This window comes from Streptococcus sp. SM5 (genome assembly GCF_027497975.1).
The window spans coordinates 10,776-34,622 of record NZ_JAJNSC010000021.1 but is presented as its reverse complement, the minus strand read 5'-3'; the positions used below and the strand labels follow the sequence as shown (position 1 = coordinate 34,622).

The following is a 23,847-nucleotide window of genomic DNA, read 5'->3' as shown; positions in this document are numbered from 1 at the left end:
AAAAGAATTATATCAAAGTTCAAAGAATGGTGCAAGTATTTTTTTATTTTCCTGTAAATTTAGGTCGTCTTTTTTCCGAATGAGCCCGAACTCCCTCTTTGAAATCCTCTGTTTTCGCTAGTGACCCCTGTAGGTTCAGTTCTAAAGTAGCGTAACTCTGCCAGTCTTTAAATTGGCTCTCCCAAACCAACTTCTTGATGGCTGTATAGGAATTAGCTGACCCGCGTCTCAATTTTTTAAGGAGCTGTTCTCTCGTCTTTTCAAGTTTATCAGCTTCACAGACACGGTAAACCAGCCCCCACTCTAGAGCTTTTTCTGCGTTCAAAGCCTCACCTGTCATAGCTAATTGAGCAGCACGCGTCACACCAATACTTCGACTCAAGAGATGAATTCCTCCTGCATCCGGAGCCAAACCAACTCCAACAAAAGCTTGGATAAATTTAGCCTTATCCGTTGCCAGACAGAAATCTGCAGCAACAGCCATATTCGCTGCGGCACCTGCAACAGCCCCATCAACCTCCATCAAGACAGGTTTAGCAATTTGCTTGATTTTATAAGAAATAGTATTGACCAATTCTGCGATTTTTGTCAATGATGGAATATCATCCTCATCGACTGCTCGCTTCATCTCAACCAAATCTCCCCCAACTGAAAAGACTTTGCCATTCGCGTTGATTAAGACAAAATGCACAGCCGGATCCTCTTCTGCCAAAGTCAGAGCTTCTAAAATCTCCTCACACATAGGAATATGAAAACCATTTGCGACCTCAGGACGATTCAAGGTAAGGATTGCCAAATCCTCTTCAAGCTGATAAATAATGTGTTCCATCAGGACTCCTTTTTATTTTATAAGCAGTTTAAATTATTCTATTTTCAAAGTATATCTTTTTTAAAATCAGAAAGCAAGAAAAAATCAACTGAAAGTGTCTCAGCCGATTATAAAGAATCGCTTTATACTAGAAAGCATCTTATTTTCTTCATTGAAAAAAGGCTTTCTTTCTGCTATAATCGTATAAAATACTTACTTTAGGAGTTCTTATGAAAGTTGTTAAATTTGGAGGTAGCTCTCTTGCCTCTGCTAGTCAATTAGAAAAAGTTTTAAACATCGTCAAAAGCGATTCAGAGCGTCGTTTTGTAGTCGTTTCTGCCCCTGGTAAACGCAATGCTGAAGATACTAAGGTTACAGATGCCTTGATTAAATACTACCGCGACTATGTTGCTGGTAACGATATTAGCAAGAGCCAAAGCTGGATTATCGACCGCTATGCTGCTATGGTTAGTGAATTGGAACTAAAACCAGCTGTGCTAGAAAAAATTTCAAAAAGTATTCGCGCCTTAGCTACTCTTCCTATCGAAGAAAACGAATTTCTCTACGATACTTTCCTAGCAGCCGGTGAAAATAACAATGCTAAATTGATCGCTGCCTACTTTAATCAAAACGGGATCGATGCACGCTATGTTCACCCTAGAGAAGCTGGTATTGTGGTCACAAGTGAACCTGGTCACGCTCGCATCATTCCATCAAGTTATGACAAGATTGAAGAATTGACAAATACAAATGAAGTTCTTGTCATTCCTGGTTTCTTTGGAGTTACCAAGGAAAATCAAATCTGTACCTTCTCACGTGGAGGCTCAGACATTACAGGTTCTATCATTGCTGCCGGTGTTAAGGCAGACCTCTATGAAAACTTTACGGATGTTGATGGTATCTTTGCAGCTCACCCTGGTATTATCCACCAACCACACTCAATCCCTGAGTTGACCTACCGTGAAATGCGTGAGTTGGCCTATGCAGGCTTCTCAGTTCTTCATGACGAAGCACTTCTTCCTGCCTACCGTGGAAAAATCCCTCTGGTTATCAAGAATACCAACAACCCTGACCATCCAGGTACTCGTATCGTTCTAAAACATAGTAGTGACAAGTTCCCAGTAGTAGGAATTGCTGGTGACTCTGGCTTTGTCAGCATTAATATGTCGAAATACCTCATGAACCGTGAGGTTGGATTTGGACGCAAGGTTCTTCAAATCCTTGAAGATCTTAACATCGGTTGGGAACATATGCCAACAGGTATCGACGATCTTTCAATCATCCTCCGTTCTCGCGAACTAACTCCTATCAAGGAAGAAGAAATCCTTCGTCAGTTGGTTCAAAAGGCCGAAGTAGACCATGCAGAAATCGAGCACGACCTTTCAATCATTATGATTGTTGGAGAAAAGATGAAGAGCCATATCGGAGTAACTGCTACTGCGACACGTGCTCTATCTGAAAATAAGATCAACATCCAGATGATGTCTCAAGGTTCTAGTGAAGTGTCTATCATGTTTGTTGTCCATAAGGATCAAGAGAAAGCAGCTATTAAAGCCCTCTACAATGCCTTTTTCGGTGAAAGTAAGGAAAACTAAGCATGGCTCAATCACTTAACAAAACAGTGCTCCTCAATACGACAGGCACCTCCTACCTCTCTATAGCTGGGAAAGTTGGGAAATTCCTTGTCGGAGATCAGGCTCTGGAATTTTACCCCGACGTCAATGTTGAACAATTTATCCAGATTCCTTGGAGCCATATCAACCAAATTGGGGCCAATGTCACTGGTCGCAAAATCAGTCGCCACTTCGAAGTCTTTACAGACAGAGGAAAATTCCTCTTTGCTTCAAAAGACTCAGGTGCCATTCTCAAAATTGCTCGTGAAAAACTGGGCAATGACAAGGTCGTGAAACTTCCGACTCTACTCCAGACCATTGGTCAAAAATTTAAAAATCTATTTGCAAAAAAGTAGAAACTTTAGTATAATCATACCAACGGATAAGTAGGTTATCTTCTTCTTTCAGAAAGTCTGCGGATGCTGCGAGCAGATAGGAGAGATAGGTGAAATTCTACCGTTAGTAACAATTACATACACAATCAAGTGCACACCTGTGAAGTTGGATGGAACCGTGGCCCTGCCACTCCAACGCTTTGTCAGGTGTGCTTTTTTCATAAAGGAGTTCTTATGTTAGATATCAAACGTATTCGTACAGACTTTGATGCTGTCGCAGAAAAATTGGCTACACGTGGTGTAGATGCTACTGTCTTGAATGAAATGAAAGAAATCGATGCTAAACGTCGTGACATCTTGGTCAAGGTTGAAACTTTAAAAGCAGAACGTAACACAGTTTCTGCTGAGATTGCCCAAGCTAAGCGCAACAAGGAAAATGCAGATGACAAGATTACTGCTATGCAAACCCTATCTGCTGAAGTCAAAGCCTTGGATGCTGAATTGGCAGACATCGATGCTAAATTGACAGAATTTACAACGACTCTTCCAAATATTCCAGCTGATAGTGTTCCTGTTGGGGCTGACGAAGACGACAATGTTGAAGTTCGCCGTTGGGGTACCCCACGCGAATTTGACTTCGAGCCAAAAGCCCACTGGGATCTTGGTGAAGACTTGGGCATCCTTGACTGGGAACGGGGTGGTAAGGTAACAGGGGCTCGCTTCCTCTTCTATAAAGGCCTCGGTGCTCGTTTGGAACGTGCTATCTACAACTTTATGTTGGATGAGCATGGCAAAGAAGGCTATACTGAAGTCATCACACCTTACATGGTTAACCACGATTCTATGTTTGGTACGGGTCAATATCCAAAATTCAAGGAAGATACTTTTGAACTCAGCGACAGCAATTATGTCCTTATTCCTACAGCTGAAGTTCCTCTAACAAACTACTACCGTGATGAAATCCTTGATGGTAAAGACCTGCCAATCTACTTCACTGCTATGAGCCCATCATTCCGTTCTGAGGCTGGTTCAGCTGGACGTGATACTCGCGGATTGATTCGTTTGCACCAATTCCACAAGGTTGAAATGGTTAAATTTGCCAAACCTGAAGAATCATACGAAGAATTGGAGAAAATGACAGCCAACGCTGAAAACATTCTTCAAAAACTCAACCTTCCATACCGTGTCGTTGCTCTCTCTACAGGAGATATGGGCTTCTCAGCTGCGAAGACTTACGACTTAGAAGTTTGGATTCCAGCACAAAACACCTATCGTGAAATCTCAAGCTGTTCAAACACAGAAGATTTCCAAGCCCGTCGTGCCCAAATCCGTTACCGTGATGAAGCTGATGGCAAGGTGAAACTCCTTCATACCTTGAACGGTTCTGGACTTGCAGTTGGACGTACAGTAGCTGCTATTCTTGAAAACTACCAAAATGAAGATGGTTCTGTAACCATCCCAGAAGCACTTCGTCCATACATGGGTGGAGCTGAAGTTATCAAACCATAAAAAATAAGGTTTAGCTATTTCTAGCTAGACCTTTTTTCGTAACCAATTCAGATATGCGCCTAATACAAAGAATAAAATAATTAAGCAAATAGCGGTTTCAGCCAGTATCAAATAATCCAAAAATGGAAGTTTCAAGATTCCCTGAGCCATCTTGAGCGAAGTAGCTGTGATAATGGTTGGGAAGGTGAGGGCTGAGAAGGCTGGTTGAAAGCCTTGTTTTAAAATATTGGGCAGGCGAGTTAAAACAAAGAAAAAGAAGGATTGGGAAGCCAAGAGCATGACAATCAAGACCCAAGTCGGTAGACTCTCTCCTCCAACCCGAACCAGAGAAGCCAAAAGCAATGAGAAAGGAGCACAGTAAATCCCTTCTTGTCCAAGCATGGCTATTGAGAGTGGATGTTTCTTTAAATCGCTATAAATAAGCGGATAGAGATAGAAGGTTAGGAGAAAACCAAAACTCAAGGTCGCATAGGCAATTTCTATAATGCCTACGAGAGGATAGGTTAAGGCAGCCACTGCTATCCCCACATAAAGTACCGTCCAGCTTGGAGTAGCATTGACTCTCTTGCCTGGATAAGCAAACTTGATGGTGAAACCAGCAATCAAGACCAAATCCAAGAGAAATGAAAACCACCAGAGCCCTTGCGCTACCAAAGGAAGATGAGGGAAGACGCGAAAAACATAGGTAGATAAAATCATCCCAGCCATAGGAAAAGTGGCCATCCCTGACAAAAGAGGGGGCTTGGTCAATTCTTGCTTGGTTTCCTTCCAATTAAAAAGATGCAAAATCAGAAAGTAAATCCATAAAACCAAACCTGATAAACTCAGTATATGTGACAGAACCGGCAACGTATCTAAAATAAGATTTCCAGCTCCTGCTAAACCTAGCAAACAACCAGAAAATACCAAGGGGAGTTTTTTCATCCTAACCTCCAATAATCATGTTAGTTTCAGTATAGCATAAAAGCACTTAAATGAGGACTTAAAAAATGAAGTCCGATTATTTCAGACTTCATTTTACTCAGATATGAATTAGGCATAAGGTTGCAATTCTGGGTTAATTGGTGTATTGGCTAGATTGTTGGCATAGTTACAGAGGCTTGCTAGGCTAACACCAAGAACCACATCCAAGGCATTTTGTTGGGTGTAGCCAGCTTCTAAAAATTCACCCAAGGCTTCATCTCCTACACGACCCTTGGTATTGATAACTGCCAAAGTAAACTTAGCCAGAGTGTCTAATTTAGGATCTGTTTCGATTGGAGTACGATTGCGAAGGGCTTGCAGAAGGTCATCATTCATCTGGATTTGTTTGATGGAAAAAGCTGTGTGACCTGCCACGCAGAAAGCACAACCATTAGTTACAGCTGCCGTGATTTGCACTACTTCACGCTCAACTGGTGTCAGGCTATTGCGACGGTTGATGGCTCCGACAGTTCTGTAGGCTTCTAAGGCGGTAGGTGCATTAGCCAAGAGACCGATTAGGTTGGGAATATAGCCATTGTTATCTTTTTCTACTGTTTCAAGAACCTCTTTCACTTCTGCTGGTGCTGATTCGACTGTATGGATGGTAAATGTTGTCATCATAAAACCTCTTTTCATTTTGTTGAAACCTAGTCTATCACAGATTCTATACCGTGTATAATATATATTTTAAATTGCATCGATAAAAATTTTTTATGAAAGAAAAAAATCACACGGGCTGTGTGATTTCATTATTTGTCAAAATACTTTTTAGTCTCAGCAATAACGACTGGTGATAAAACTAAGAGGGCAATCAAGTTTGGCAGAGCCATCAAGGCATTAACGATATCTGCGATAATCCAAACCATATCCAACTCGATAAATCCTCCCAACAAGACCATGAGCACAAAGACCACACGGTAGAGCCAGATAAAGCGAACCCCAAAGAGGAACTCGAAACAACGTTCTCCGTAATAGTTCCAACCTAGAATCGTTGTAAAGGCAAAGAGCACAAGGAAGATGGTCAAAAGGGCAGGTCCAAAGTGTGAAAAGACTGTTGAGAAGGCTGACTGAGTCAAGGCAACTCCATTCAAATCACCACTCCAAACACCAGTTACCAAGATGGTCAAACCAGTCAAGGTACAGATAATGAGTGTATCAATAAAGGTTCCTGTCATGGAAATCAATCCTTGCTCTACCGGTTCATTTGTCTTAGCCGCAGCAGCTGCAATGGGAGCCGAACCCAGACCAGATTCGTTCGAGAACACACCTCGCGCTACACCATTTTGAATAGCCATTCGAATGCTAGCACCGGCAAATCCACCGACCGCAGCAACTGGACTAAAAGCCGATGTCAAGATTAAAGCGATTGTGGCAGGAATCTTCTCAATATTAAAGAAAATAACTGTAAGAGTTCCCAAAATATAGATGATGGCCATAAAAGGAACAACAGTAGTTGAAACCTTTGAAATGGATTTGAGTCCACCAAAGACTGCAATTGCTACAAATACAGACAACACAAGAGCTGTGATAGCTGGCGAAATAGTTGTTGTATTCTGGATAGATTCTGTAATCGAGTTGACCTGGGTGAAGGTTCCGATCCCCAATAAAGCCACTAAGACACCTGCAAGGGCAAAGAAGATAGCAAGCGGACGCCACTTTTCTCCCATCCCTAGAAGGATATAGTGCATTGGGCCTCCCGCCACTGCACCATGGTCGTCCTTGGTGCGGTATTTGATAGCTAGTAGTCCTTCTGAATACTTGGTAGCCATCCCAAAGAAAGCAGCCATCCACATCCAAAAGAGAGCTCCTGGGCCACCGACCTTGATAGCCGTCGCCACCCCGATAATATTTCCCGTACCAACTGTCGCTGCTAGGGCTGTACACAAGGCCGCAAAGCTGGATACATCGCCATGCCCCTTGTCCTTAGTAAAAATAAGCTGAAAGGCCTTAGGCAGACGCAAAACCTGCAAGAGTCCTAGACGGGCAGTTAGGTAAATACCTGTTCCGACCAATAAAATCAAAAGGGGTGGGCCCCAAGCAAAAGCATCGATTGATTTAAGCAATTCTAACATTTCCTTCTCCTATCTTTTCAACCCCAAAAGAAAGAGCACATGCAAGATACATGTACTCTGGAATGCTTAGATAAATGCTAAAAAGCGGTCTATCCTAGCTCTGTCCTTTTACCTGAGAGTTTGAGCAGTTGCCTGCCTTGCCCCTTCGGTGCCTTTACGGTCTCTCCAGAGTTCCGTCCATTTACAGTCATGGAAAATCAAACGATTCACCACTTCTATTAAACTTCATTCGGTGTTGGTATTTAATTGATTCTTATTTTACAAAAAATGTTGGCTTTTGTCAATGTGTTTATTAGTAAAAATTAGTTCAACAGTTTTTACTTTATAAAGTCCAGAATACTGCTATCCTTTAAAGGTCACAATAGTTGCGCCACTCCCTCCAGCATTTTGTGGGGCATAGCCGAAACTCTTGACATGCTTGTTTCTTTGTAGGTATTTGGTGACACCTTCACGGATAACACCTGTACCGATACCGTGTATGATATCAACTTGAGCCATATTATTAAGCAGGGCTTGGTCGATAAAGGCATCTAGCTCATTCATAGCCTCTTCATAGCGTTTGCCTCGAAGATCCAGTCTGGCTTGAGGTCCTCGACCAGAAGTTCGTTTCACAACATTGACCTGTTTCTTCTTGACTTGCTTTTCTTGCTGGGCTTGAACAAGGTCAAACTCTTTTTCTTCCAAGGTCATCTTAATCAAGCCAACTTGGGCTTCCCAGTGGCCATCTTTGAGTTGACTGGTCAAGGTACCACGCTGTCCATAACTGAGAACAACGATATCATCTCCCACCTTTGGAGCACGTTTTTTCTTGGCCTTTTGAAGAACCTTATTTTTTGACAAGTCCACTTTTTCAGGAGCCAATTTTTTCAGCTCGGCCTTGGCTTCAATGATTTCGTGGGGCTTGAGTTGAGATTTGCTGTGGAGATTTTTGAGAATCTGGTCACTCTCACTTAGGGCCATGTCCACAATCTCAGCAGCCTGTTCACGCGCCTTATTAAGCTCGGTTTCCTTTTCACGATTGAGCTCGTTGTATAGTTTTTTGAGAGCACGGTTCATCTTGAGATTTTCTTGCTCCACCTCGCGGATATTGTCCAAGCGTTTACGACTTTCCAGTGTCTGCTCTTCCAGTTGCTCAATAATCCGGTTGACATCATTGTCCTGATCGACCTGCTGACTGGCATCCCCTACGATAACTTCAGATAGGCCTAAACGTTTAGCGATTTCGAAGGCATTGCTTCGACCAGGAACGCCCTGCATAAAGCGATAGGTCGGGCGTAGAGTTGCAGTATCAAACTCCATGCTGGCATTTTGCACAAAGGCTGTCTCAATACCGTAGGCCTTGAGTTCTGGATAGTGGGTCGTAGCCATGGTCTTGACTTGACGCAGGCGAAGGTCCTCCAGAATGGCCATGGCAAGGGCGGCTCCCTCTTGGGGATCTGTACCAGCCCCCAACTCATCCAAGAGCAAGAGCGAATGCTGATTAACCTTGCCAAGAATATCCACGATATTGGTCATATGGCTAGAGAAGGTAGACAAGCTCTGCTCAATAGACTGCTCATCTCCAATATCAGCAAAAATTTCTTCAAAAATACCAACACGACTTCCCTTATCTGCTAAAATCGGCAAACCAGACTGGGCCATAACCTGCGTCAAGCCCAGAGTTTTAAGCATGATGGTCTTCCCACCTGTATTGGGACCTGTAATAACAATGGCTGTTAAATCTTGACCAAAATGGACATCATTTGCAACGGCATTTTTGACCAATGGATGGCAGACATGAAGCAGTTGGATCTCTTGACCTTCTGACAGTTGGGGAACGACTGCTTGTCTTTCTTGGATAAAGCGGACCTTGGCACGAATCAAGTCTATGTGGCCGATAATCCAAGCATCGTTGGCGATTTCAGCCGCATGAGGGCGGACACGTTCAGAAATTTCTTGGAGAATGCGAAGCATTTCATAGCGCTCATCTGCTCGTAAACTGGCAATTTCTTCGCTCAGTTTGACCACCTCACGGGGTTCGATATAGACGGTGTTTCCGCTGGCAGAAATATCATGAACAACACCTGCAATCTTATTACGGTAGGTGTTTTTGACTGGTAAAACCTGACGACCATTTCTACTGGCAACAATCGCTTCCGTCAACATCTGCGCTTTCTGCTTGAGCAGGTCTTGTAAAACATCGCGTACCTGACTCTCGCTATCATGGATTTTTCGACGGATGCGCGCCAATTCTTCACTGGCAAAATTTTCAATGAAACCTGCATCATTAAAGGCTTGGAGATTTCCTTGTAATTGTGGAAAATCATGTAATTTCTCAAACCAAAGGGCTAATTCTTCCAAGCTGACATTTTCCAGATTGGCATAAAAACTTTGCAGTTCTCTGCTAGAAAGAAGCACGCGCTTCAAGAGTAGGAACTCCTCGATATTGAGGTCTGCCCCCATCTCCAACCGCTTGCAGACTCCTGCGATTTCCTTGGTTGCAAGAATGGTAAAATGCGGTTGCTCGACAAAGAGAGCCTGCATTTCCTTCATCTCAGCAAAAGCCTGTTTGATTTTATCCGCTTTGGCAGTCGGAGCTAGCTGTCTCAATTGCTCCAAGCCCTGCTCGGTCAACAAATGAGGCTCAAACAAGGCCTTAACCTTATTGAACTCTAATGTTTCTAATATTTTCTTGTTCATCTTTATTTCCTTATCTTTGAATGTCTATGTGTATTATACTCAATGAAAATCAAAGAGTAAACTAGGCAGCTAGCCGCAGGTTGCTCAAAACACCGTTTTGAGGTTTTGGATAGAACTGACGAAGTCAGCTCAAAATACTGTTTTGAGGTTGCAGATGGAAGCTGACGTGGTTTGAAGAGATTTTCGAAGAGTATTAGCTTTTTACATTCTGATAGATTCTAGTCAATCTGTAAACAAAGGGCGAGGAAAACTCCTGCCCTTTTTATCCGATTAAATTTGTCACCCAGATTTGTTTGAGCCAACTAGTTGTTACTGGTATGCTCTGGATGATGTGTTTTGCGACGATACTTTTTTCAAGAGGATTTTGAATAGCTGCCATGGGAATGGTTGCCAAGATAGTCAAGGCCATTTGCAAGACAAATAAGGTCACCAACATGGACAAAATACCTGCTGAAACTTGGAACAACTTACCACCCAGTTTTTTACTAGGAATCAAGTGTAAGAGGAGACCAAGCAAACGACCGATGCTATAGACAATCCCAAATACAAGCAAATAGCCGATCCCTGCGTAAAAGACCTTATCCAACTGAAAGAGTTGATCCGATGGGAAAAAGAAAGTTCCCTGACCTTCCTGCGGATTTGCATAAGGGACCAGCAAATGAAATTGCTCTCCTAGCCCCTTATAAAACTGGCCAGCCACAAAAGCCGATGCCATAGCTGAAATCAGGTAATAAACCTGTAAGAGCAGGCCTCTCCGATAGCCGATATAAAATCCCCAAGCCAAGACCAATAGAAGAAGGAGTGAAATCATAAGGAATCCTCAATCTTGCTCTGTTCTTGCTTGCAAGTCACGAGTTTGTGACGGAGTTCTTCTAGTTCTTGCTCCTTATCGTCAAATTCAATCTCACGGCTGAGTTGAGTTGACAAACAGTTAACTGCCAACAAAAGAGCGATTGTTTCATCGTCTGCACTAGGCATTTGTTCTTTAATTGCTTGGTATTTTTCTGTCGCAACCTTAGCGATTTCCTCCATAAAAAGATTATCATGCTCGGTTGTCAAGGTTAATGATTTTTTCCCGAATGTAAATTTGAATCGATTTAGATTTGCCATAAAATTCACCTCACGATATTATACCAAAATTCGCTAATTTTGTCAGTTTTTACAAATTTGCCTTCTTTTATGGTACAATAGAAACTATGGCAAGTATAACACTCACACCAAGCGAAAAGGAGATTCAGGCTTTTCTTGAACACTATCAAACAAGTCTGGCTCCCAGTAAAAACCCCTATATTCGCTATTTTTTGAAACTGCCTCAAGCAACCGTTTCTATCTATACTTCTGGAAAAGTCTTGCTTCAGGGGGAAGGAGCCGAGAAATATGCTAGTTTCTTTGGCTATCAGGTTTTAGAGGAAAACAGGGGTCAAAATTTCCCTTTGATTGGGACAGATGAGGTAGGGAATGGTTCCTACTTTGGTGGGCTTGCAGTTGTGGCTTCCTTTGTCACACCTGACCAGCATGCCTTCTTGCGAAAACTAGGTGTGGGGGATTCTAAGACTCTGACAGACCAAAAGATCCGTCAGATTGCCCCTATCCTCAAAGAAAAAATCCAGCACCAGGCACTGCTTCTCTCACCAAGCAAGTACAACGAGGTCATCGGAGACCGCTACAACGCTGTTTCGGTTAAGGTGGCCCTCCATAATCAGGCTATCTATCTCCTTCTTCAAAAAGGTGTTCAGCCTGAGAAAATTGTGATTGATGCCTTTACCAGTGCTAAAAATTATGACAAGTACTTGGCACAAGAGGCCAATCGTTTCAGCAATCCTATCAGCTTAGAAGAAAAGGCTGAGGGCAAATACTTGGCTATCGCAGTTTCTTCTATCATTGCGCGTGATCTCTTTCTGGAAAATCTAGAAAATCTAGGACGAGAACTGGGTTATCAACTTCCAAGTGGAGCTGGAACGCCTTCTGATAAGGTGGCTAGCCAGATTTTACAAGCCTATGGTATGCAGGGACTCAATTTCTGCGCTAAACTGCACTTTAAAAATACTGAAAAAGCGAAAAAACGCTTAGAAAGGTAAGTTATGAATTCATTTAAAAATTTCTTAAAAGAGTGGGGATTGTTCCTCCTGATTCTGTCATTACTAGCTTTGAGCCGTATCTTTTTTTGGAGTAATGTCCGCGTAGAAGGCCACTCCATGGATCCTACCCTAGCAGATGGCGAAATTCTCTTTGTCGTTAAGCACCTCCCTATTGACCGTTTTGATATCGTGGTGGCCCATGAGGAAGATGGCAATAAGGACATCGTCAAGCGTGTCATCGGAATGCCTGGCGACACCATCCGTTACGAAAACGATAAACTTTACATCAATGATAAAGAGACGGATGAGCCTTACCTAGCTGACTACATCAAACGTTTCAAGGATGACAAACTCCAAAGCACATACTCAGGCAAGGGCTTTGAAGGAAATAAAGGAACCTTCTTTAGAAGTATCGCTCAAAAGGCTCAAGCCTTCACAGTTGATGTCAACTACAACACCAACTTTAGCTTTACTGTCCCAGAAGGTGAATACCTTCTCCTCGGAGACGATCGCCTGGTTTCAAGCGACAGCCGCCACGTAGGTACCTTCAAAGCAAAAGATATCACAGGGGAAGCTAAATTCCGCTTCTGGCCAATCACCCGTATCGGAACATTTTAAGAAATCGAAGAGGCCGAGAATCACCAATCTCAGCCTCTTCTTCTATCGTGAGAATATGATTATTCACTATCCAGTTTGATTAAGATAGAAACAAAGTTATACTCAATGAAAATCAAAGAGCAAACTAGGAAGCTAGCCGCAGGCTGTACTTGAGTACGGCAAGGCGAAGCTGACGTGGTTTGAATTTGATTTTCGAAGAGTATTAACTCTCACCTATTTATGCAAAGGAATCTTATGGAAGTTTATTTTTCAGGAACCATTGAACGGATTATTTTTGAAAATCCCAGCAATTTTTATCGCATCCTTCTCCTAGAAATCGACGATACAGACGCAGAGGATTTTGATGATTTTGAAATCATTGTCACGGGCACCATGGCTGACGTGATTGAGGGAGAAGACTATACTTTTTGGGGACAAATTGTCCAGCACTCCAAGTACGGGGAGCAGCTGCAAATCAGCCGTTATGAACGCGCAAAACCAACTAGCAAAGGGCTTGTCAAATACTTTTCAAGTAGCCATTTCAAGGGAATTGGTCTCAAGACAGCTCAGAAAATCGTGAATACCTATGGCGATAATACCATTGACGAAATTCTGCAACACCCAGAAAAGCTAGAAGGCATTGCAGGACTATCTGCAAAAAATCGCGAGGCTTTCGTCTCCACCCTCCGTCTCAACTACGGAACGGAGATGGTTTTAGCCAAACTGGCCAACTACGGCATTCCCAATAAGCTAGCCTTCCAGATTCAAGATTTTTACAAGGAAGAAACCCTTGATGTGGTTGAAAATTATCCCTACCAGCTGGTTGAGGATATCAAGGGTTTGGGCTTTACCATTGCTGACCAACTAGCTGAGGAACTAGGCATCGAAAGTCAGGCTCCTGAACGCTTCCGTGCAGGACTAGTTCATAGTCTTTTTCAGGCCTGTATGGAAACAGGGGACACCTATGTTGAAGCACGGGATTTGCTGGAACAAACCCTTACTCTCCTTGAGTCTTCCCGCCCCGTGGAACTGGATCCCAGCCAAGTGGCCCAAGAACTCTCCTACCTGATTGAAGAAGACAAGGTCCAGCAGATTGATACCAAAATCTTTGATAATAGTCTCTTTTTCGCGGAGGAAGGAATCCGCAGTCACTTGGTTCGTATCCTTGAAAAAGGAAAACAGAAGAGCCAGGATTTAGAAACCATTCAAAAACATATCACTACTGTCGAGGCAGAGCTGGGAATTGAGTATGATAGTATTCAAAAACAAGCTATCTGTGATGCTATCCAGAACAAGGTCTTTATTCTGACAGGTGGACCTGGTACTGGTAAGACAACGGTTATCAATGGTATCATCGCTGTTTACGCCCTTTTAGAAGGACTTGACCTCAAGAAAAAAAGCAATCTGCCGATTCTTCTTGCTGCTCCAACTGGACGAGCAGCTCGCCGCATGAATGAATTGACAGGTTTGCCTAGCGCGACCATACACCGTCATTTAGGAATGACAGGTGACGATGATACCAGCCATCTTGAAGATTATCTGGATGCCGACTTTATCATCGTAGATGAATTTTCTATGGTAGATACTTGGCTGGCCAATCATCTCTTCTCCAATATCTCTTCTAACAGTAAAATTCTCATCGTGGGGGATAGCGATCAGCTACCGTCTGTCAGTCCTGGACAGGTTCTAGCGGATCTGCTTCATATTCCCTTGATTCCTCAGAGTCGCTTGGAAAAAATTTACAGGCAAAGCGAAGAATCAACCATCGTCACCCTAGCTAGTCAAATTCGACAGGGCATCTTGCCAGCTGATTTCACCCAGAAAAAAGCAGACCGTTCCTACTTTGAAATTGCTAGTGGCCATATTCCTGCTACTATTGAAAAAATCTTAGGTGCTGCCCTCAGAAGTGGTATTCCTGCCCGTGATATCCAAGTTCTGGCTCCCATGTACCGAGGGACGGCAGGGATTGATGCCATCAACCAGCTCATGCAAGACCTCCTGAATCCACCACAAAAAGACCAACTCAGTTTTGAAGCTCCCCAGTGCCACTATCGCAAGGGCGACAAGGTCATTCATCTGGTCAATGATGCTGAAATCAATGTCTTTAATGGAGATTTAGGAGTCATCACAGACCTGATTCCTGGTAAATACACCGAGTCGAAACAAGACGAGATTGTCATTGATTTTGATGGCAATGAGGTCTCTTACCCACGTAACGAATGGTACAAGATTCGCCTGGCCTATGCCATGAGTATCCATAAGTCCCAGGGAAGCGAGTTTCCTGTTGTCATCCTACCGATTACCAGTGCTAGCAGGCGCATGCTGGAGCGAAATCTCATCTATACAGCCATTACACGCGCCAAAAGCAAGCTTATCTTACTAGGCGAATTACAGGCCTTCGACTATGCTACCCAACATATCGGAACTGCCCGAAAAACCTATCTGATTGAACGTTTCAGTGATTTATTGGAGAATGTTGAAGAAAAGCAACCAGCTGTCTCTGAAACTGCCACATCAAGTACCTCTGAACAATCCTACATCCTGACAGAAGAAAACTGGGACAGTATACCAGCCATGATTGGGATTACAGACGCAGACCTCAAAGAGATTTTTGGAAAATAGTGCATAAGAAAACCCACCAATTCAGGTGGGATTTTTGTTTATTAATACTCAATGAAAATCAAAGAGCAAACTAGGAAGCTAGCCACAAGCTGTACTTGAGTACGGTAAGGCGACGCTGACGTGGTTTGAAGAGATTTTCGAAGAGTATAAGATTATTTAACTGTTGCTGTGCTTGTAATCAATTCAACAGCTTTTTTAATTGTGATGTCGTGTTTCAACATATCAGCTGAAAGCAAGCTTTGTACTTGAGCAACTTCCATGTTGTAGTCTGCTGCCAATTGCTCAACTTCTTTTTGGATTTCTTCTTCTGAAGCATCAAATCCTTCAGCTTTGGCAACTGCTTCGATAACAAGGTTAGTCTTAGTACGTGACTCAGCTTCTCCCTCGTATTGTTTGTGAAGGTCTTCTTGAGTAGTTCCAGTGATTTGGAAGTACATGTCAGGGTTGATACCTTGACGTTGCAAGTTTCCAAGGAATTCGTTTACTGAGCGGTGAACTTCTTCGTGGATCATTTCTTCTGGAAGTTCTACGATTTCAGCGTTTTCTACAGCTTTATCAATTGCTGCACCTTCAACTGCATCTTTGTAAGCTTCTTCTTTAGCAGCAGCCAATTCCTTGCGGTATTTTTCTTTCAATTCAGCAAGTGTTTCAACTTCTTCATCGATGTCTTTTGCAAGTTCATCGTCAAGAGCTGGAACTTCTTTTGCTTTTACTTCGTGGATAGTTGTTACGAATTTAGCCTCTTTACCTGCAAGGTCTTCTGCTTGGTAGTCTTCTGGGAATGTTACGATAACATCAACAGTTTCGCCAGCTGAGTGACCTACCAATTGGTCTTCGAAACCAGGGATGAATTGACCTGAACCAAGTCCAAGTGAGAAATTTTCACCTTTTCCGCCGTCAAATTCAACACCATCGATAGAACCAACGAAGTCAATGACAACAGTGTCGCCGTTTTCAGCAACAGCTTCCTTGATAACCAATTCAGCCAAGTTGTTGCGTTCGCGTTCGATACGCTCTTCAACATCAGCGTCAGTTACTTCTTTTTCTACATCAACTGATACTTCAAGGTTTTTGTAGTCACCCAATTTTACTTCAGGTTTTGTAACGACTTCAGCAGTGATAACCCAGTCTTGACCTTTTTCCATTGAAGTTACATCAATTTTTGGTTGAGCAACCACTTCAAGACCAGCTTCTTTTACAGCTGCTTCATAAGCATTTGGCAAAAGAGCGTTCATAACGTCTTGATAAAGTGACTCTTCACCAAATTTTTTGTCGAAGATAGGGCGTGGAAGGTGACCTTTACGAAAACCTGGAACATTAAGAGATTTCTTCACTGAGTTGAAGACACGGTCCAATTCTGGTTTGATTTGGTCTTGAGAGATAGTGAAAGTCAAGACACCACGGTTTGTTTCTTTGTTTTCAAATGATACAGACATTCTGTCATTTCTCCTTAAAATTTTTAAATACAGTCTATTATAACATAAACGAGCGACTTTTTTCAAGTAATGAATGCGCTTTTCAATCACGCTAGAGGTACTTACTCGCTTCTTTGATACTAAGTTCAGCCATTCTTTCCTTGTTTTTCTCAATGAAGCATGCTACCCAAGATGGATTCTTTTTGGAGTAGTCTCTCAGAGCCCATCCAATGGCTTTATTGATAAAGAATTCTGTTTGGTTCAAATTATGAAGCAGAATCTTTTCCATTAATTGAACATTGGTCTTCTCTTTTCTTAACAACTGGTGGTCAATAGCGACGCGTCTCAGCCAGATATTGTCTGATAGGCTCCATTGGAGGATTATTTTTTCCAGTTCCGGCTTATTGTATACCAAACTCCCTACTACGCGATCTAGGATATCCACCGTATCCCACCAAGACTTGGTAACAACCAACTGCTCTAGCTTAGGCAAATCGCTGTCCTTTAGATAAGACTGCATGGCTTTCAAATAATTGGCAGCCACATACTGGTATTCTCTAGACTCTTTTTCCCAGCAAGTATCTACAAAATCCCAATCGATCATCTTTGTTTTTTTAGCTTCTGGAAAGTATTTTTTATAGAGTTTATTTCTTTCTGGCGCCGCAACTCCTAGAAAGGAAAATTGATGGCGCATATAGGCCTCCATGGGCCCTGCTTTTTTAGGATCTTTTGTTGCTTCTAGCTCCTCAAGTAAATCTGTTAGACTCATCTAAAACTCCTCATACCCCACCAAATGGTGCTGAAAGGCATAGACTGCTGCCTGGGTACGATCACTGACTTCCAGCTTGGCTAGGATGTTGGACACATGGGTCTTGACCGTCTTGAGAGAGATAAAAAGTTCATCAGCGATGCGCTGATTTTCGTAGCCCTTGGCAATGAGTTGAAGTACATCTCGCTCACGCGCAGTCAAGTCCTCATGAAGTTCTATGTGATTGCAGTGGTATTCGACCTTCTTGCTGACCTCTTGTTCAATAGCCAACTCACCAGCAGCTACCTTACGGACAGCATGGAGTAAGTCATCAGCACTAGAAGTCTTAAGCATATAGCCTCTAGCACCAGCATTCAAGACCGGCATAATTTTTTCATTGTCCAAGTACGAAGTCACAATCAAAATCTTAGCTTCAGGCCATTCTTTGAGGATAGCCAAAGTCGCATCAATCCCATTCATCTCAGGCATGACGATATCCATGACAATGACATCTGGACGCAGTTCCAAGGCCAAGTCAATTCCTTGAGACCCGTTGGACGCCTCGCCCACAACTTCTACATCGTCTTGGAGGTCAAAGTAGCTTTTCAAGCCCAATCGGACCATTTCATGGTCATCTACTAGTAAAATTTTCATCTTTACTCCTTTATCATTCCTTATCGAGCAGGGGAATACGGATATCAACTGCCAGTCCTTGCTTTGGAGCTGTCAAGAGTTGAACCGTTCCTGCCATATCTTCAACCCGCTCCTTGATATTGCGGAGTCCATAACTCAGGTCGTCTAAACTCCCCAGCTGGAACCCAATCCCATTGTCCACCACCTTCAGCTGCAATTCAAAATCTGTCTGATAGAGATAGACATCTAGGCAAGAGGCCCGAGCATGGCGGAGAGTATTGCTAATCAACTCCTGCAAAATGCGGAAGATATGCTCCTCGATTTTCTTAGGTAATTTCGTTACATTTTGCTTGAAACTAACCTTGAGATCACTCTTGTCCTCAAGCTCTTTTAAGAGGATTTGAATTCCTTCAACCAGACCCTTCTGCTCCAGTTCAACTGGTCTCAAATGTAAGAGCAAGACCCGTAAATCCTTCTGGGCAGTTTCTAAAATAGCTGTGACACTCTGCAACTGGATCTGCATCTTTTCTCTATCCAATTTCAAAGCCTGCTGACTGATACCCGATAAAATCATGTGGGCTGCAAACAACTCCTGACTGACTGTATCGTGCAAATCTCGAGCAATCCGCTTCCGTTCCTTCTCGATGATTTCCTCTTCCTGAGCAAGACTCTGATTTTCAGCCTTTTGAAGAGCTTCTGTTAAAAGGATGAGTTTACCTGACAAGGACTTGAAACTGGCATCCAAATCTGGATCTGCAACCTGAACCACTTCTTTCCCTGCTAACAAACGCTTGAGATTAGCCTGCATTTTTCTTAGAGAAAGCTCTTCGACACCTCGCCAAAACAGAGCTAAGAGACATGTCATGGACATGCTGAATACCAACAATAAAAAGACAAATTTTTCTGTTTTGTCGATATCGTGCAAGAAAATAGACCAGTCAAAGTCAAGGATTTCCAGCAAGCTGTGGGAGAAAAATAAGACAAACAAGATGGAGGTAAGAGCAATCATTACATAGGCTTGTTTTTTCATCCTCGGACCACCTCAACATCGCCAATCATAGTGGTCAAGAAAATCTTGACACTCTTGTTACTCTTAAGATAGTCTCTTGTTTCTTGATGATAGTGTTCATTGCGAAGGGCTCGCTTGGGCTGGTTGAAAAAAGTCAAATCGCCATAGAGACAGTTAACACTGAGACTGACTTCTACATCTACAGGCACAATGATTTTGGTCGTTCCTACCATCTTTCTGAGGATAATGACATTGTCATGATTGGTTAGAATGACCCTCTCCAGATGAATGGTGTCCTTGCCCATGAGACGAAAGAGATTGATATCATCAAACTGGCAAGTCTGGTGGCTTGAAAAATGATGGAGATTTCCAAACCAACGATTTTTCTCCTTCTTAACCGTCACCACCTCTTCAAACACCAAATTGGTCTGTTCTTTTTCCTGGTTCATCATCGGATAAATAAGAAAGAGGCTATAGATGACCGCAACAAAAATAGCTAGAATCACAAAAGGATTGAGCATGACGATGAAAAAGAAGAGAATGGTTGCCACCACCAAAAGAAGATTATTGCCCTCTTTACCAGTGTAATAGCGAATCAAAAGCAAAAAGAGGAATAAAATTAGCAGAAAACGCGAAAAATGCTCTGATACCATCAAAATCAGAGCTCCTGTCAGAAGACAGGCTTCGATAAATAAAAAGATTTTAAATTTTCTCATAGGTTCATCCTCTCCCTTCTATTTTATCACAATTCAAAAAAGTCACCTCAGTCTGAGGATGGAAAAAAAGGCGGTGGTTACGCCTTTTTCATCTGATCCTTTGCTTCTTTTAATTTTCCATAAAGAAGATAGTCTACTTTTTGTAGATCTGCTATGGTGGCACAGTTAAGGGCACACATGATCAAGCGTAGATCTGCTTTCCAGCCTTGGACAATGCCAATCACTTCTTCAATTGAATAGGTTTCAATCAATTCCAGAATTGTTCGAGACAGTCCTACAGCCTTGGCACCAAAGACCAAACACTTAATCATATCCAGCGGATTCCGAACGCCACCACTGACCAAGAGTTCAACCTTGTCTTTCCAGTCTTGGGCATTGATAAGGGCCTGCATAGTAGATTGCCCCCATTGATTGAGGTAGTCACGTTGACCACTGCGACGGTTTTCGATATAGGCAAAGCTGGTACCGCCACGACCTGATAGGTCAACAGTTCGAACACCCAATCCATAGGCTCTCTCGATGGTCTTCACATCCATTCCAAAGCCCACTTCCTTTAGGACAATAGGAACAGGGATTTGCTTGCTATAGTCTGCCAGATGCGATTGCCAGCTTCTGAACTTCCTTTCTCCCTCAAGCATGAGCAATTCCTGCATGACGTTGACATGGACTTGCAAGAGAAGAGGATTCATCTCTTCTACAGTCTGAAGTCCTAACTCGACAGGCTTGTCCAATCCAATATTGGTTCCAAGAAGGAGATTTGGATGACTAGACTTGACAGAAAAAGAGGCATCTGATGGATCTTTGAGAGCCGCACTATAAGAGCCCGTTACAAATAAAATCCCACAGGCTTCCGCCACCTGAGCCAGCTTTTGATTGATTTCTCTTCCCTTATCGCTTCCACCCGTCATAGCATTGATATAAAAAGGAAAGTCCCACTTTCGACCAGCAAACTCTGTCGATAGATTGATTTCATCCAGATCGTAAAGAGGCAAAGAAGAATGAATCAACTCCACCTCATCAAAGCTATTATAGGAACTTTTCTGCTCAAGGGCATAGCGGATGTGCTCATCCTTACGATTTGTCGTCATGTCCTATCCTTTCTTGGTATAAGAGCTCAATCCCCAGATCGGCCCAACGGTTTTTTAGGGTTTCAGTTGATTGCTCATCAAAACTCAAGGCAATGCCACAGTCACCACCACCAGCGCCACTACTCTTGGCAACAGCCTGCAAATCTTGACTAGCTTCTTTCAACTGTCTGAGCGAAGGCGTGTAAATATCTGCGCTCAAGCTTTCTAAGATCTTACTGGCTACTTCTACTTGCTCGATAATTTTTTCTGATTCCCCCTGCTCCAAGGATTCTACCAAAGAAACCACCGTTTCTTTTGAGGAACTTAAAAAATTCTGATTGATATTTTGCTTGATTTGCTGAACCATGTTACTAGACACAGCCACTTCCTTGGTCCATCCCACTAAGAAATCACATTCTAGGGTAGGTTTCACTTGTGAGATAGAAAAGCCCCAATCACGCTCTAAAACTGTCGCCAACTTTTCTTCTTTTAGCCAAGCAGCTACCTGCTGGCGATCAAATGACTGGTAAAGAACCAATTCCTCTGCCACAATACAGGCAAGGTCTCCCATAGAACCATTGTCTCCTCGCTTGAGCAAGACAGCACTGGCCAGCTTGAACAAAAGATACTGATCAACCGAAAGCTTATATAGAGCTAGCAGAGCCTTGATGACCAAAACAACGACGCTACCGCTAGAACCCAGACCAAACTTTTTCCCTTCTCGTTCCATTTTTCCACGGATTTCCAAAGAAAATGGTCGCAAAGTCTGCCCACGATAAACAAGGAAATCTTCCACTAAAGCAATCGTTTCTTGAATCAAGCTGTAGTCAGGATTTGGCGTCAAGTCCACTGCAAAATCAAACATATCCGAGTAGATACGGTAACTATCAGAAAAAGCAATCTCGCCCTTCATATAGATAGGAATGGCCTTTATCAAGGCCAACTGCCCTGGCTCTAAAATAGCATATTCACCTGCCCAATAGAGTTTTCCGCAAGTTTTAACAGCAATCATCTTGACTCAAATCCTTTGTTTTTGACACAATCAAGCGATAACGTTGACCGAAGATTTCTGATAAATGCTCCAAGTCTTTCTCTTGACAGAGAACCTTGACATTGGGACCAGCATCCATGGTAAAGTAGCAGGATTCTCCTTTCTCACGAAGCTGGCGGACAAAGTCCATGGCTTCATAGCTGGCATCGGTCAGATAAGAAAAAGCTGGTGATGCTGTTTTTGTCGTTGCGTGCATAGCAAGAGCGTTTTTCTCCGTTAATTCCCCAACCTTGGCAAAATCATTTTCCTTGAGATAAGCCAGCATATCCTGATAGTCCTTCTCAGACTGACGCACCCAGTCATCAAAGGTCGTCGAAGTTTCCACACAAAGTTTCATACCGTCACGGCTAGAAATTGGTTTTTTCTTGTCCTCTAACACCAACATAATCATAGCTAGTTTCAAGTCTGTCTCTACAGGGTAAATTTCCCCACTATCCTTATCCCAAGCACCTAGTGGTCCATAAAAACTCCTAGAGGAAGATCCTGAGGCAAACTTAGCCTCCTGTGCCAACTGACTTCTATCCAAACTAAGCTGAAAATAAGCATTACAAGCTTTGACCAAGGCAGACAAACCACTAGAACTTGAGGACAGGCCCGCTGCCGTAGGCATATTGTTTTGAGTATCGATACGGACAAATCCTTCTCCAGCTGGACGGTAGCGGTCAATAATCTTGCTCATCTTGGCATGCTCCGCCTCATTTTGTAGCTGACCATTAATATAAAAGGCATCAGCTGTTGCATCCGTCGGTAGAGATGACAAAGTCGTCTCCGTGTACATATTTTCCAAAGTTAGAGAAATACTGCTCGTAGCAGGCACCATCTCTTTTTCTTTTTTCTTTCCCCAATATTTGATAATAGCAATATTTGCGTAGGAACGTACTGTTACAGGCTCTCTATCCATGTCTGAACAGCTCCTTTCTCTTCTAATCTTTCTGCTAGTTCTTGTGCGTGTGTCAAATTGTCTGCCAAGGCTATGATACAGCCTCCAAGCCCACCACCACTCATCTTGGCACCCAGAGCACCATGGTTAAGAGCCGTTTCTACCAGATGGTCTGCCTCAGGGCTACTGACCCCAATTTCTTTTAAATGTAAATGCGCTTGACTGAGGATTTGTCCCAATCCTTCAGCATCTTTTTGTGAAATCGCATCTTCTGCCTGCTGGGTCAATTCGCCCAAAGCATGCAAAAACGGTAGGGCATCCTTGCCCTTGTTTTGAACCACTTGAATAGCTTCACGAGTATGGCCATAAACACCCGTATCGGCAATCACCAAATAGGCAGATAAATCCATCTCAAGCTCTGTAAATCCTACATTCTTAATAAATCGAATAGGCTGGTCACTGAGACAGGTCTTAGCATCCAAACCACTAGGATTCATATGGGCAATCATTTCAGCCCGATTGACCAAGACTTCTAGTACATCATGAGGCAGTTCTGCCTGATAGTAGTCAAATACCGCACGAATGGCCGCTATGCTGATAGCTGCTGACGAACCCATTCCCCGCTTCTCAGGGATAGCTGAGTCAATCTCACAGCGAATGCAGGCTTCTGTGATATCCAAATACTCCAGTGAGGCATACACCGCCATGGACAAGGTATCCTCCTCATAGAGACGCCAAGGACTCGCTGCAGGTACCAACTTACAAGTCACCTCCACCTCCAAAAGAGGCAAGGAAATAGCAGGATAGCCATAAACGACCGCATGCTCCCCTATTAAAATAATCTTACTATGTGCCTGACCGACACCAACCTTTTTTGTCATTTTTTCCTTTTGCTAGACGAAAAAGTCGTCCCATACTCAATGAAAATCAAAAAGCAAACTAGGAAGCTAGCCGCAGGCTGTACTTGAGTACGGTAAGGCGATGCTGACGTGGTTTGAATTTGATTTTCGAAGAGTATTATTTTTTCCTACCAGTATTTATTCTTTCCTATC

The 23,847-nt window shown here is 43.0% G+C and carries 22 protein-coding genes and 1 riboswitch; of the genes, 6 read left to right on the top strand and 16 right to left on the bottom strand.

Annotation, left to right across the window (positions count from 1 at the left end):
* Nucleotides 1–43 precede the first annotated feature (43 nt).
* Nucleotides 44–829 carry an enoyl-CoA hydratase gene (locus PAN07_RS13700; protein ID WP_269798137.1) on the bottom strand — a complete coding sequence of 262 codons (786 nt, stop codon included), beginning with the start codon at nucleotides 827–829 and terminating at the stop codon, nucleotides 44–46.
* A gap of 209 nt (nucleotides 830–1,038) precedes the next feature.
* Here PAN07_RS13700 and PAN07_RS13695 point away from each other — a divergent pair, with 209 nt between their 5' ends.
* The 3 genes from PAN07_RS13695 (at nucleotide 1,039) to serS (ending at nucleotide 4,265) form a co-directional block, all read left to right on the top strand.
* A complete protein-coding gene (locus tag PAN07_RS13695; RefSeq protein WP_269798136.1) occupies nucleotides 1,039–2,403 on the top strand; it encodes an aspartate kinase in 1,365 nt (454 codons plus the stop codon).
* Nucleotides 2,404–2,405: 2 nt separating this feature from the next.
* The gene (locus tag PAN07_RS13690) at nucleotides 2,406–2,777 is read left to right on the top strand and encodes a DUF956 family protein (RefSeq protein WP_033689300.1); all 372 of its coding nucleotides are present in this window, start codon (nucleotides 2,406–2,408) and stop codon (nucleotides 2,775–2,777) included.
* Between the two features lie 213 nt (nucleotides 2,778–2,990).
* On the top strand, nucleotides 2,991–4,265 hold the full coding sequence (gene serS, locus PAN07_RS13685; RefSeq protein ID WP_269798135.1) for a serine--tRNA ligase: 1,275 nt from the start codon (nucleotides 2,991–2,993) through the stop codon (nucleotides 4,263–4,265).
* Between the two features lie 24 nt (nucleotides 4,266–4,289).
* Here serS and PAN07_RS13680 read toward each other — a convergent pair whose 3' ends face one another.
* The 6 genes from PAN07_RS13680 to zapA all read right to left on the bottom strand — a co-directional run bounded on the left by PAN07_RS13680 (nucleotide 4,290) and on the right by zapA (nucleotide 11,089).
* The gene (locus tag PAN07_RS13680; protein WP_269798134.1) at nucleotides 4,290–5,189 is read right to left on the bottom strand and encodes a TDT family transporter; all 900 of its coding nucleotides are present in this window, start codon (nucleotides 5,187–5,189) and stop codon (nucleotides 4,290–4,292) included.
* 108 nt (nucleotides 5,190–5,297) lie between these two features.
* Nucleotides 5,298–5,846 carry a carboxymuconolactone decarboxylase family protein gene (locus PAN07_RS13675; RefSeq protein ID WP_033686525.1) on the bottom strand — a complete coding sequence of 183 codons (549 nt, stop codon included), beginning with the start codon at nucleotides 5,844–5,846 and terminating at the stop codon, nucleotides 5,298–5,300.
* Between the two features lie 131 nt (nucleotides 5,847–5,977).
* Entirely contained in the window at nucleotides 5,978–7,300 is a 1,323-nt protein-coding gene (locus tag PAN07_RS13670; RefSeq protein ID WP_049500279.1) for a sodium:alanine symporter family protein, read from the bottom strand.
* Between the two features lie 90 nt (nucleotides 7,301–7,390).
* A riboswitch (glycine riboswitch) is annotated at nucleotides 7,391–7,479 on the bottom strand.
* 163 nt (nucleotides 7,480–7,642) lie between these two features.
* Entirely contained in the window at nucleotides 7,643–9,979 is a 2,337-nt protein-coding gene (locus tag PAN07_RS13665; RefSeq protein ID WP_269798133.1) for an endonuclease MutS2, read from the bottom strand.
* A gap of 262 nt (nucleotides 9,980–10,241) precedes the next feature.
* Nucleotides 10,242–10,790, bottom strand: coding sequence for a CvpA family protein (locus PAN07_RS13660; protein ID WP_084861639.1), 549 nt, complete (start codon nucleotides 10,788–10,790; stop codon nucleotides 10,242–10,244).
* Complete coding sequence (gene zapA / locus PAN07_RS13655; protein WP_000002022.1) at nucleotides 10,787–11,089, bottom strand: cell division protein ZapA; 303 nt, start codon at nucleotides 11,087–11,089, stop codon at nucleotides 10,787–10,789. Before zapA ends, PAN07_RS13660 begins: the two co-directional genes overlap by 4 nt.
* An 86-nt stretch (nucleotides 11,090–11,175) precedes the next feature.
* On the opposite strand from zapA, the gene rnhC reads away from it, so the two are divergent.
* The 3 genes from rnhC to PAN07_RS13640 all read left to right on the top strand — a co-directional run bounded on the left by rnhC (nucleotide 11,176) and on the right by PAN07_RS13640 (nucleotide 15,276).
* Nucleotides 11,176–12,057 carry a ribonuclease HIII gene (gene rnhC / locus PAN07_RS13650; protein ID WP_269798132.1) on the top strand — a complete coding sequence of 294 codons (882 nt, stop codon included), beginning with the start codon at nucleotides 11,176–11,178 and terminating at the stop codon, nucleotides 12,055–12,057.
* Nucleotides 12,058–12,060: 3 nt separating this feature from the next.
* Nucleotides 12,061–12,675: a signal peptidase I gene (gene lepB / locus PAN07_RS13645; protein WP_001083986.1), complete on the top strand. Its 615-nt coding sequence runs from the start codon at nucleotides 12,061–12,063 to the stop codon at nucleotides 12,673–12,675.
* Nucleotides 12,676–12,909: 234 nt separating this feature from the next.
* Nucleotides 12,910–15,276, top strand: coding sequence for an ATP-dependent RecD-like DNA helicase (locus PAN07_RS13640; RefSeq protein ID WP_269798131.1), 2,367 nt, complete (start codon nucleotides 12,910–12,912; stop codon nucleotides 15,274–15,276).
* A 152-nt stretch (nucleotides 15,277–15,428) separates the two neighbouring features.
* On the opposite strand, the gene tig is transcribed toward PAN07_RS13640, so the two are convergent.
* From tig to mvk, 9 genes are all read right to left on the bottom strand, one after another.
* Nucleotides 15,429–16,712: a trigger factor gene (gene tig / locus PAN07_RS13635; protein ID WP_269798130.1), complete on the bottom strand. Its 1,284-nt coding sequence runs from the start codon at nucleotides 16,710–16,712 to the stop codon at nucleotides 15,429–15,431.
* A 91-nt stretch (nucleotides 16,713–16,803) separates the two neighbouring features.
* Nucleotides 16,804–17,460: a DNA alkylation repair protein gene (locus tag PAN07_RS13630; protein ID WP_269798129.1), complete on the bottom strand. Its 657-nt coding sequence runs from the start codon at nucleotides 17,458–17,460 to the stop codon at nucleotides 16,804–16,806.
* On the bottom strand, nucleotides 17,461–18,093 hold the full coding sequence (locus PAN07_RS13625; protein WP_269798128.1) for a response regulator transcription factor: 633 nt from the start codon (nucleotides 18,091–18,093) through the stop codon (nucleotides 17,461–17,463). It lies immediately after the preceding gene.
* Between the two features lie 13 nt (nucleotides 18,094–18,106).
* A complete protein-coding gene (locus PAN07_RS13620; protein WP_261100462.1) occupies nucleotides 18,107–19,102 on the bottom strand; it encodes a sensor histidine kinase in 996 nt (331 codons plus the stop codon).
* A complete protein-coding gene (gene liaF, locus PAN07_RS13615) occupies nucleotides 19,099–19,797 on the bottom strand; it encodes a cell wall-active antibiotics response protein LiaF (protein ID WP_269798127.1) in 699 nt (232 codons plus the stop codon). Before liaF ends, PAN07_RS13620 begins: the two co-directional genes overlap by 4 nt.
* A 77-nt stretch (nucleotides 19,798–19,874) precedes the next feature.
* The gene (gene fni, locus PAN07_RS13610) at nucleotides 19,875–20,885 is read right to left on the bottom strand and encodes a type 2 isopentenyl-diphosphate Delta-isomerase (protein ID WP_269798126.1); all 1,011 of its coding nucleotides are present in this window, start codon (nucleotides 20,883–20,885) and stop codon (nucleotides 19,875–19,877) included.
* Nucleotides 20,869–21,876: a phosphomevalonate kinase gene (locus PAN07_RS13605; protein ID WP_269798125.1), complete on the bottom strand. Its 1,008-nt coding sequence runs from the start codon at nucleotides 21,874–21,876 to the stop codon at nucleotides 20,869–20,871. The genes fni and PAN07_RS13605 overlap by 17 nt, the downstream gene beginning before the upstream one ends.
* Entirely contained in the window at nucleotides 21,863–22,816 is a 954-nt protein-coding gene (gene mvaD, locus PAN07_RS13600; protein ID WP_269798124.1) for a diphosphomevalonate decarboxylase, read from the bottom strand. Before mvaD ends, PAN07_RS13605 begins: the two co-directional genes overlap by 14 nt.
* The gene (gene mvk, locus PAN07_RS13595) at nucleotides 22,798–23,676 is read right to left on the bottom strand and encodes a mevalonate kinase (RefSeq protein ID WP_269798123.1); all 879 of its coding nucleotides are present in this window, start codon (nucleotides 23,674–23,676) and stop codon (nucleotides 22,798–22,800) included. Before mvk ends, mvaD begins: the two co-directional genes overlap by 19 nt.
* Between the last annotated feature and the right edge of the window lie 171 nt (nucleotides 23,677–23,847).

Excerpts from the sequence above, each read along its gene's own strand:
- PAN07_RS13660 (WP_084861639.1), bottom strand. The coding sequence starts at position 10,790 with ATGATTTCACTCCTTCTTCTATTGGTCTTGGCTTGGGGATTTTATATC.
- PAN07_RS13625 (WP_269798128.1), bottom strand. The coding sequence starts at position 18,093 with ATGAAAATTTTACTAGTAGATGACCATGAAATGGTCCGATTGGGCTTG.
- PAN07_RS13620 (WP_261100462.1), bottom strand. The coding sequence starts at position 19,102 with ATGAAAAAACAAGCCTATGTAATGATTGCTCTTACCTCCATCTTGTTT.
- PAN07_RS13605 (WP_269798125.1), bottom strand. The coding sequence starts at position 21,876 with ATGATTGCTGTTAAAACTTGCGGAAAACTCTATTGGGCAGGTGAATAT.
- zapA (WP_000002022.1), bottom strand. The coding sequence starts at position 11,089 with ATGGCAAATCTAAATCGATTCAAATTTACATTCGGGAAAAAATCATTA.
- serS (WP_269798135.1), top strand. The coding sequence starts at position 2,991 with ATGTTAGATATCAAACGTATTCGTACAGACTTTGATGCTGTCGCAGAA.
- PAN07_RS13690 (WP_033689300.1), top strand. The coding sequence starts at position 2,406 with ATGGCTCAATCACTTAACAAAACAGTGCTCCTCAATACGACAGGCACC.
- lepB (WP_001083986.1), top strand. The coding sequence starts at position 12,061 with ATGAATTCATTTAAAAATTTCTTAAAAGAGTGGGGATTGTTCCTCCTG.
- PAN07_RS13700 (WP_269798137.1), bottom strand. The coding sequence starts at position 829 with ATGGAACACATTATTTATCAGCTTGAAGAGGATTTGGCAATCCTTACC.
- mvk (WP_269798123.1), bottom strand. The coding sequence starts at position 23,676 with ATGACAAAAAAGGTTGGTGTCGGTCAGGCACATAGTAAGATTATTTTA.
- PAN07_RS13695 (WP_269798136.1), top strand. The coding sequence starts at position 1,039 with ATGAAAGTTGTTAAATTTGGAGGTAGCTCTCTTGCCTCTGCTAGTCAA.
- liaF (WP_269798127.1), bottom strand. The coding sequence starts at position 19,797 with ATGAGAAAATTTAAAATCTTTTTATTTATCGAAGCCTGTCTTCTGACA.
- PAN07_RS13680 (WP_269798134.1), bottom strand. The coding sequence starts at position 5,189 with ATGAAAAAACTCCCCTTGGTATTTTCTGGTTGTTTGCTAGGTTTAGCA.
- mvaD (WP_269798124.1), bottom strand. The coding sequence starts at position 22,816 with ATGGATAGAGAGCCTGTAACAGTACGTTCCTACGCAAATATTGCTATT.
- PAN07_RS13670 (WP_049500279.1), bottom strand. The coding sequence starts at position 7,300 with ATGTTAGAATTGCTTAAATCAATCGATGCTTTTGCTTGGGGCCCACCC.
- PAN07_RS13630 (WP_269798129.1), bottom strand. The coding sequence starts at position 17,460 with ATGAGTCTAACAGATTTACTTGAGGAGCTAGAAGCAACAAAAGATCCT.
- PAN07_RS13640 (WP_269798131.1), top strand. The coding sequence starts at position 12,910 with ATGGAAGTTTATTTTTCAGGAACCATTGAACGGATTATTTTTGAAAAT.
- tig (WP_269798130.1), bottom strand. The coding sequence starts at position 16,712 with ATGTCTGTATCATTTGAAAACAAAGAAACAAACCGTGGTGTCTTGACT.
- fni (WP_269798126.1), bottom strand. The coding sequence starts at position 20,885 with ATGACGACAAATCGTAAGGATGAGCACATCCGCTATGCCCTTGAGCAG.
- rnhC (WP_269798132.1), top strand. The coding sequence starts at position 11,176 with ATGGCAAGTATAACACTCACACCAAGCGAAAAGGAGATTCAGGCTTTT.
- PAN07_RS13665 (WP_269798133.1), bottom strand. The coding sequence starts at position 9,979 with ATGAACAAGAAAATATTAGAAACATTAGAGTTCAATAAGGTTAAGGCC.
- PAN07_RS13675 (WP_033686525.1), bottom strand. The coding sequence starts at position 5,846 with ATGACAACATTTACCATCCATACAGTCGAATCAGCACCAGCAGAAGTG.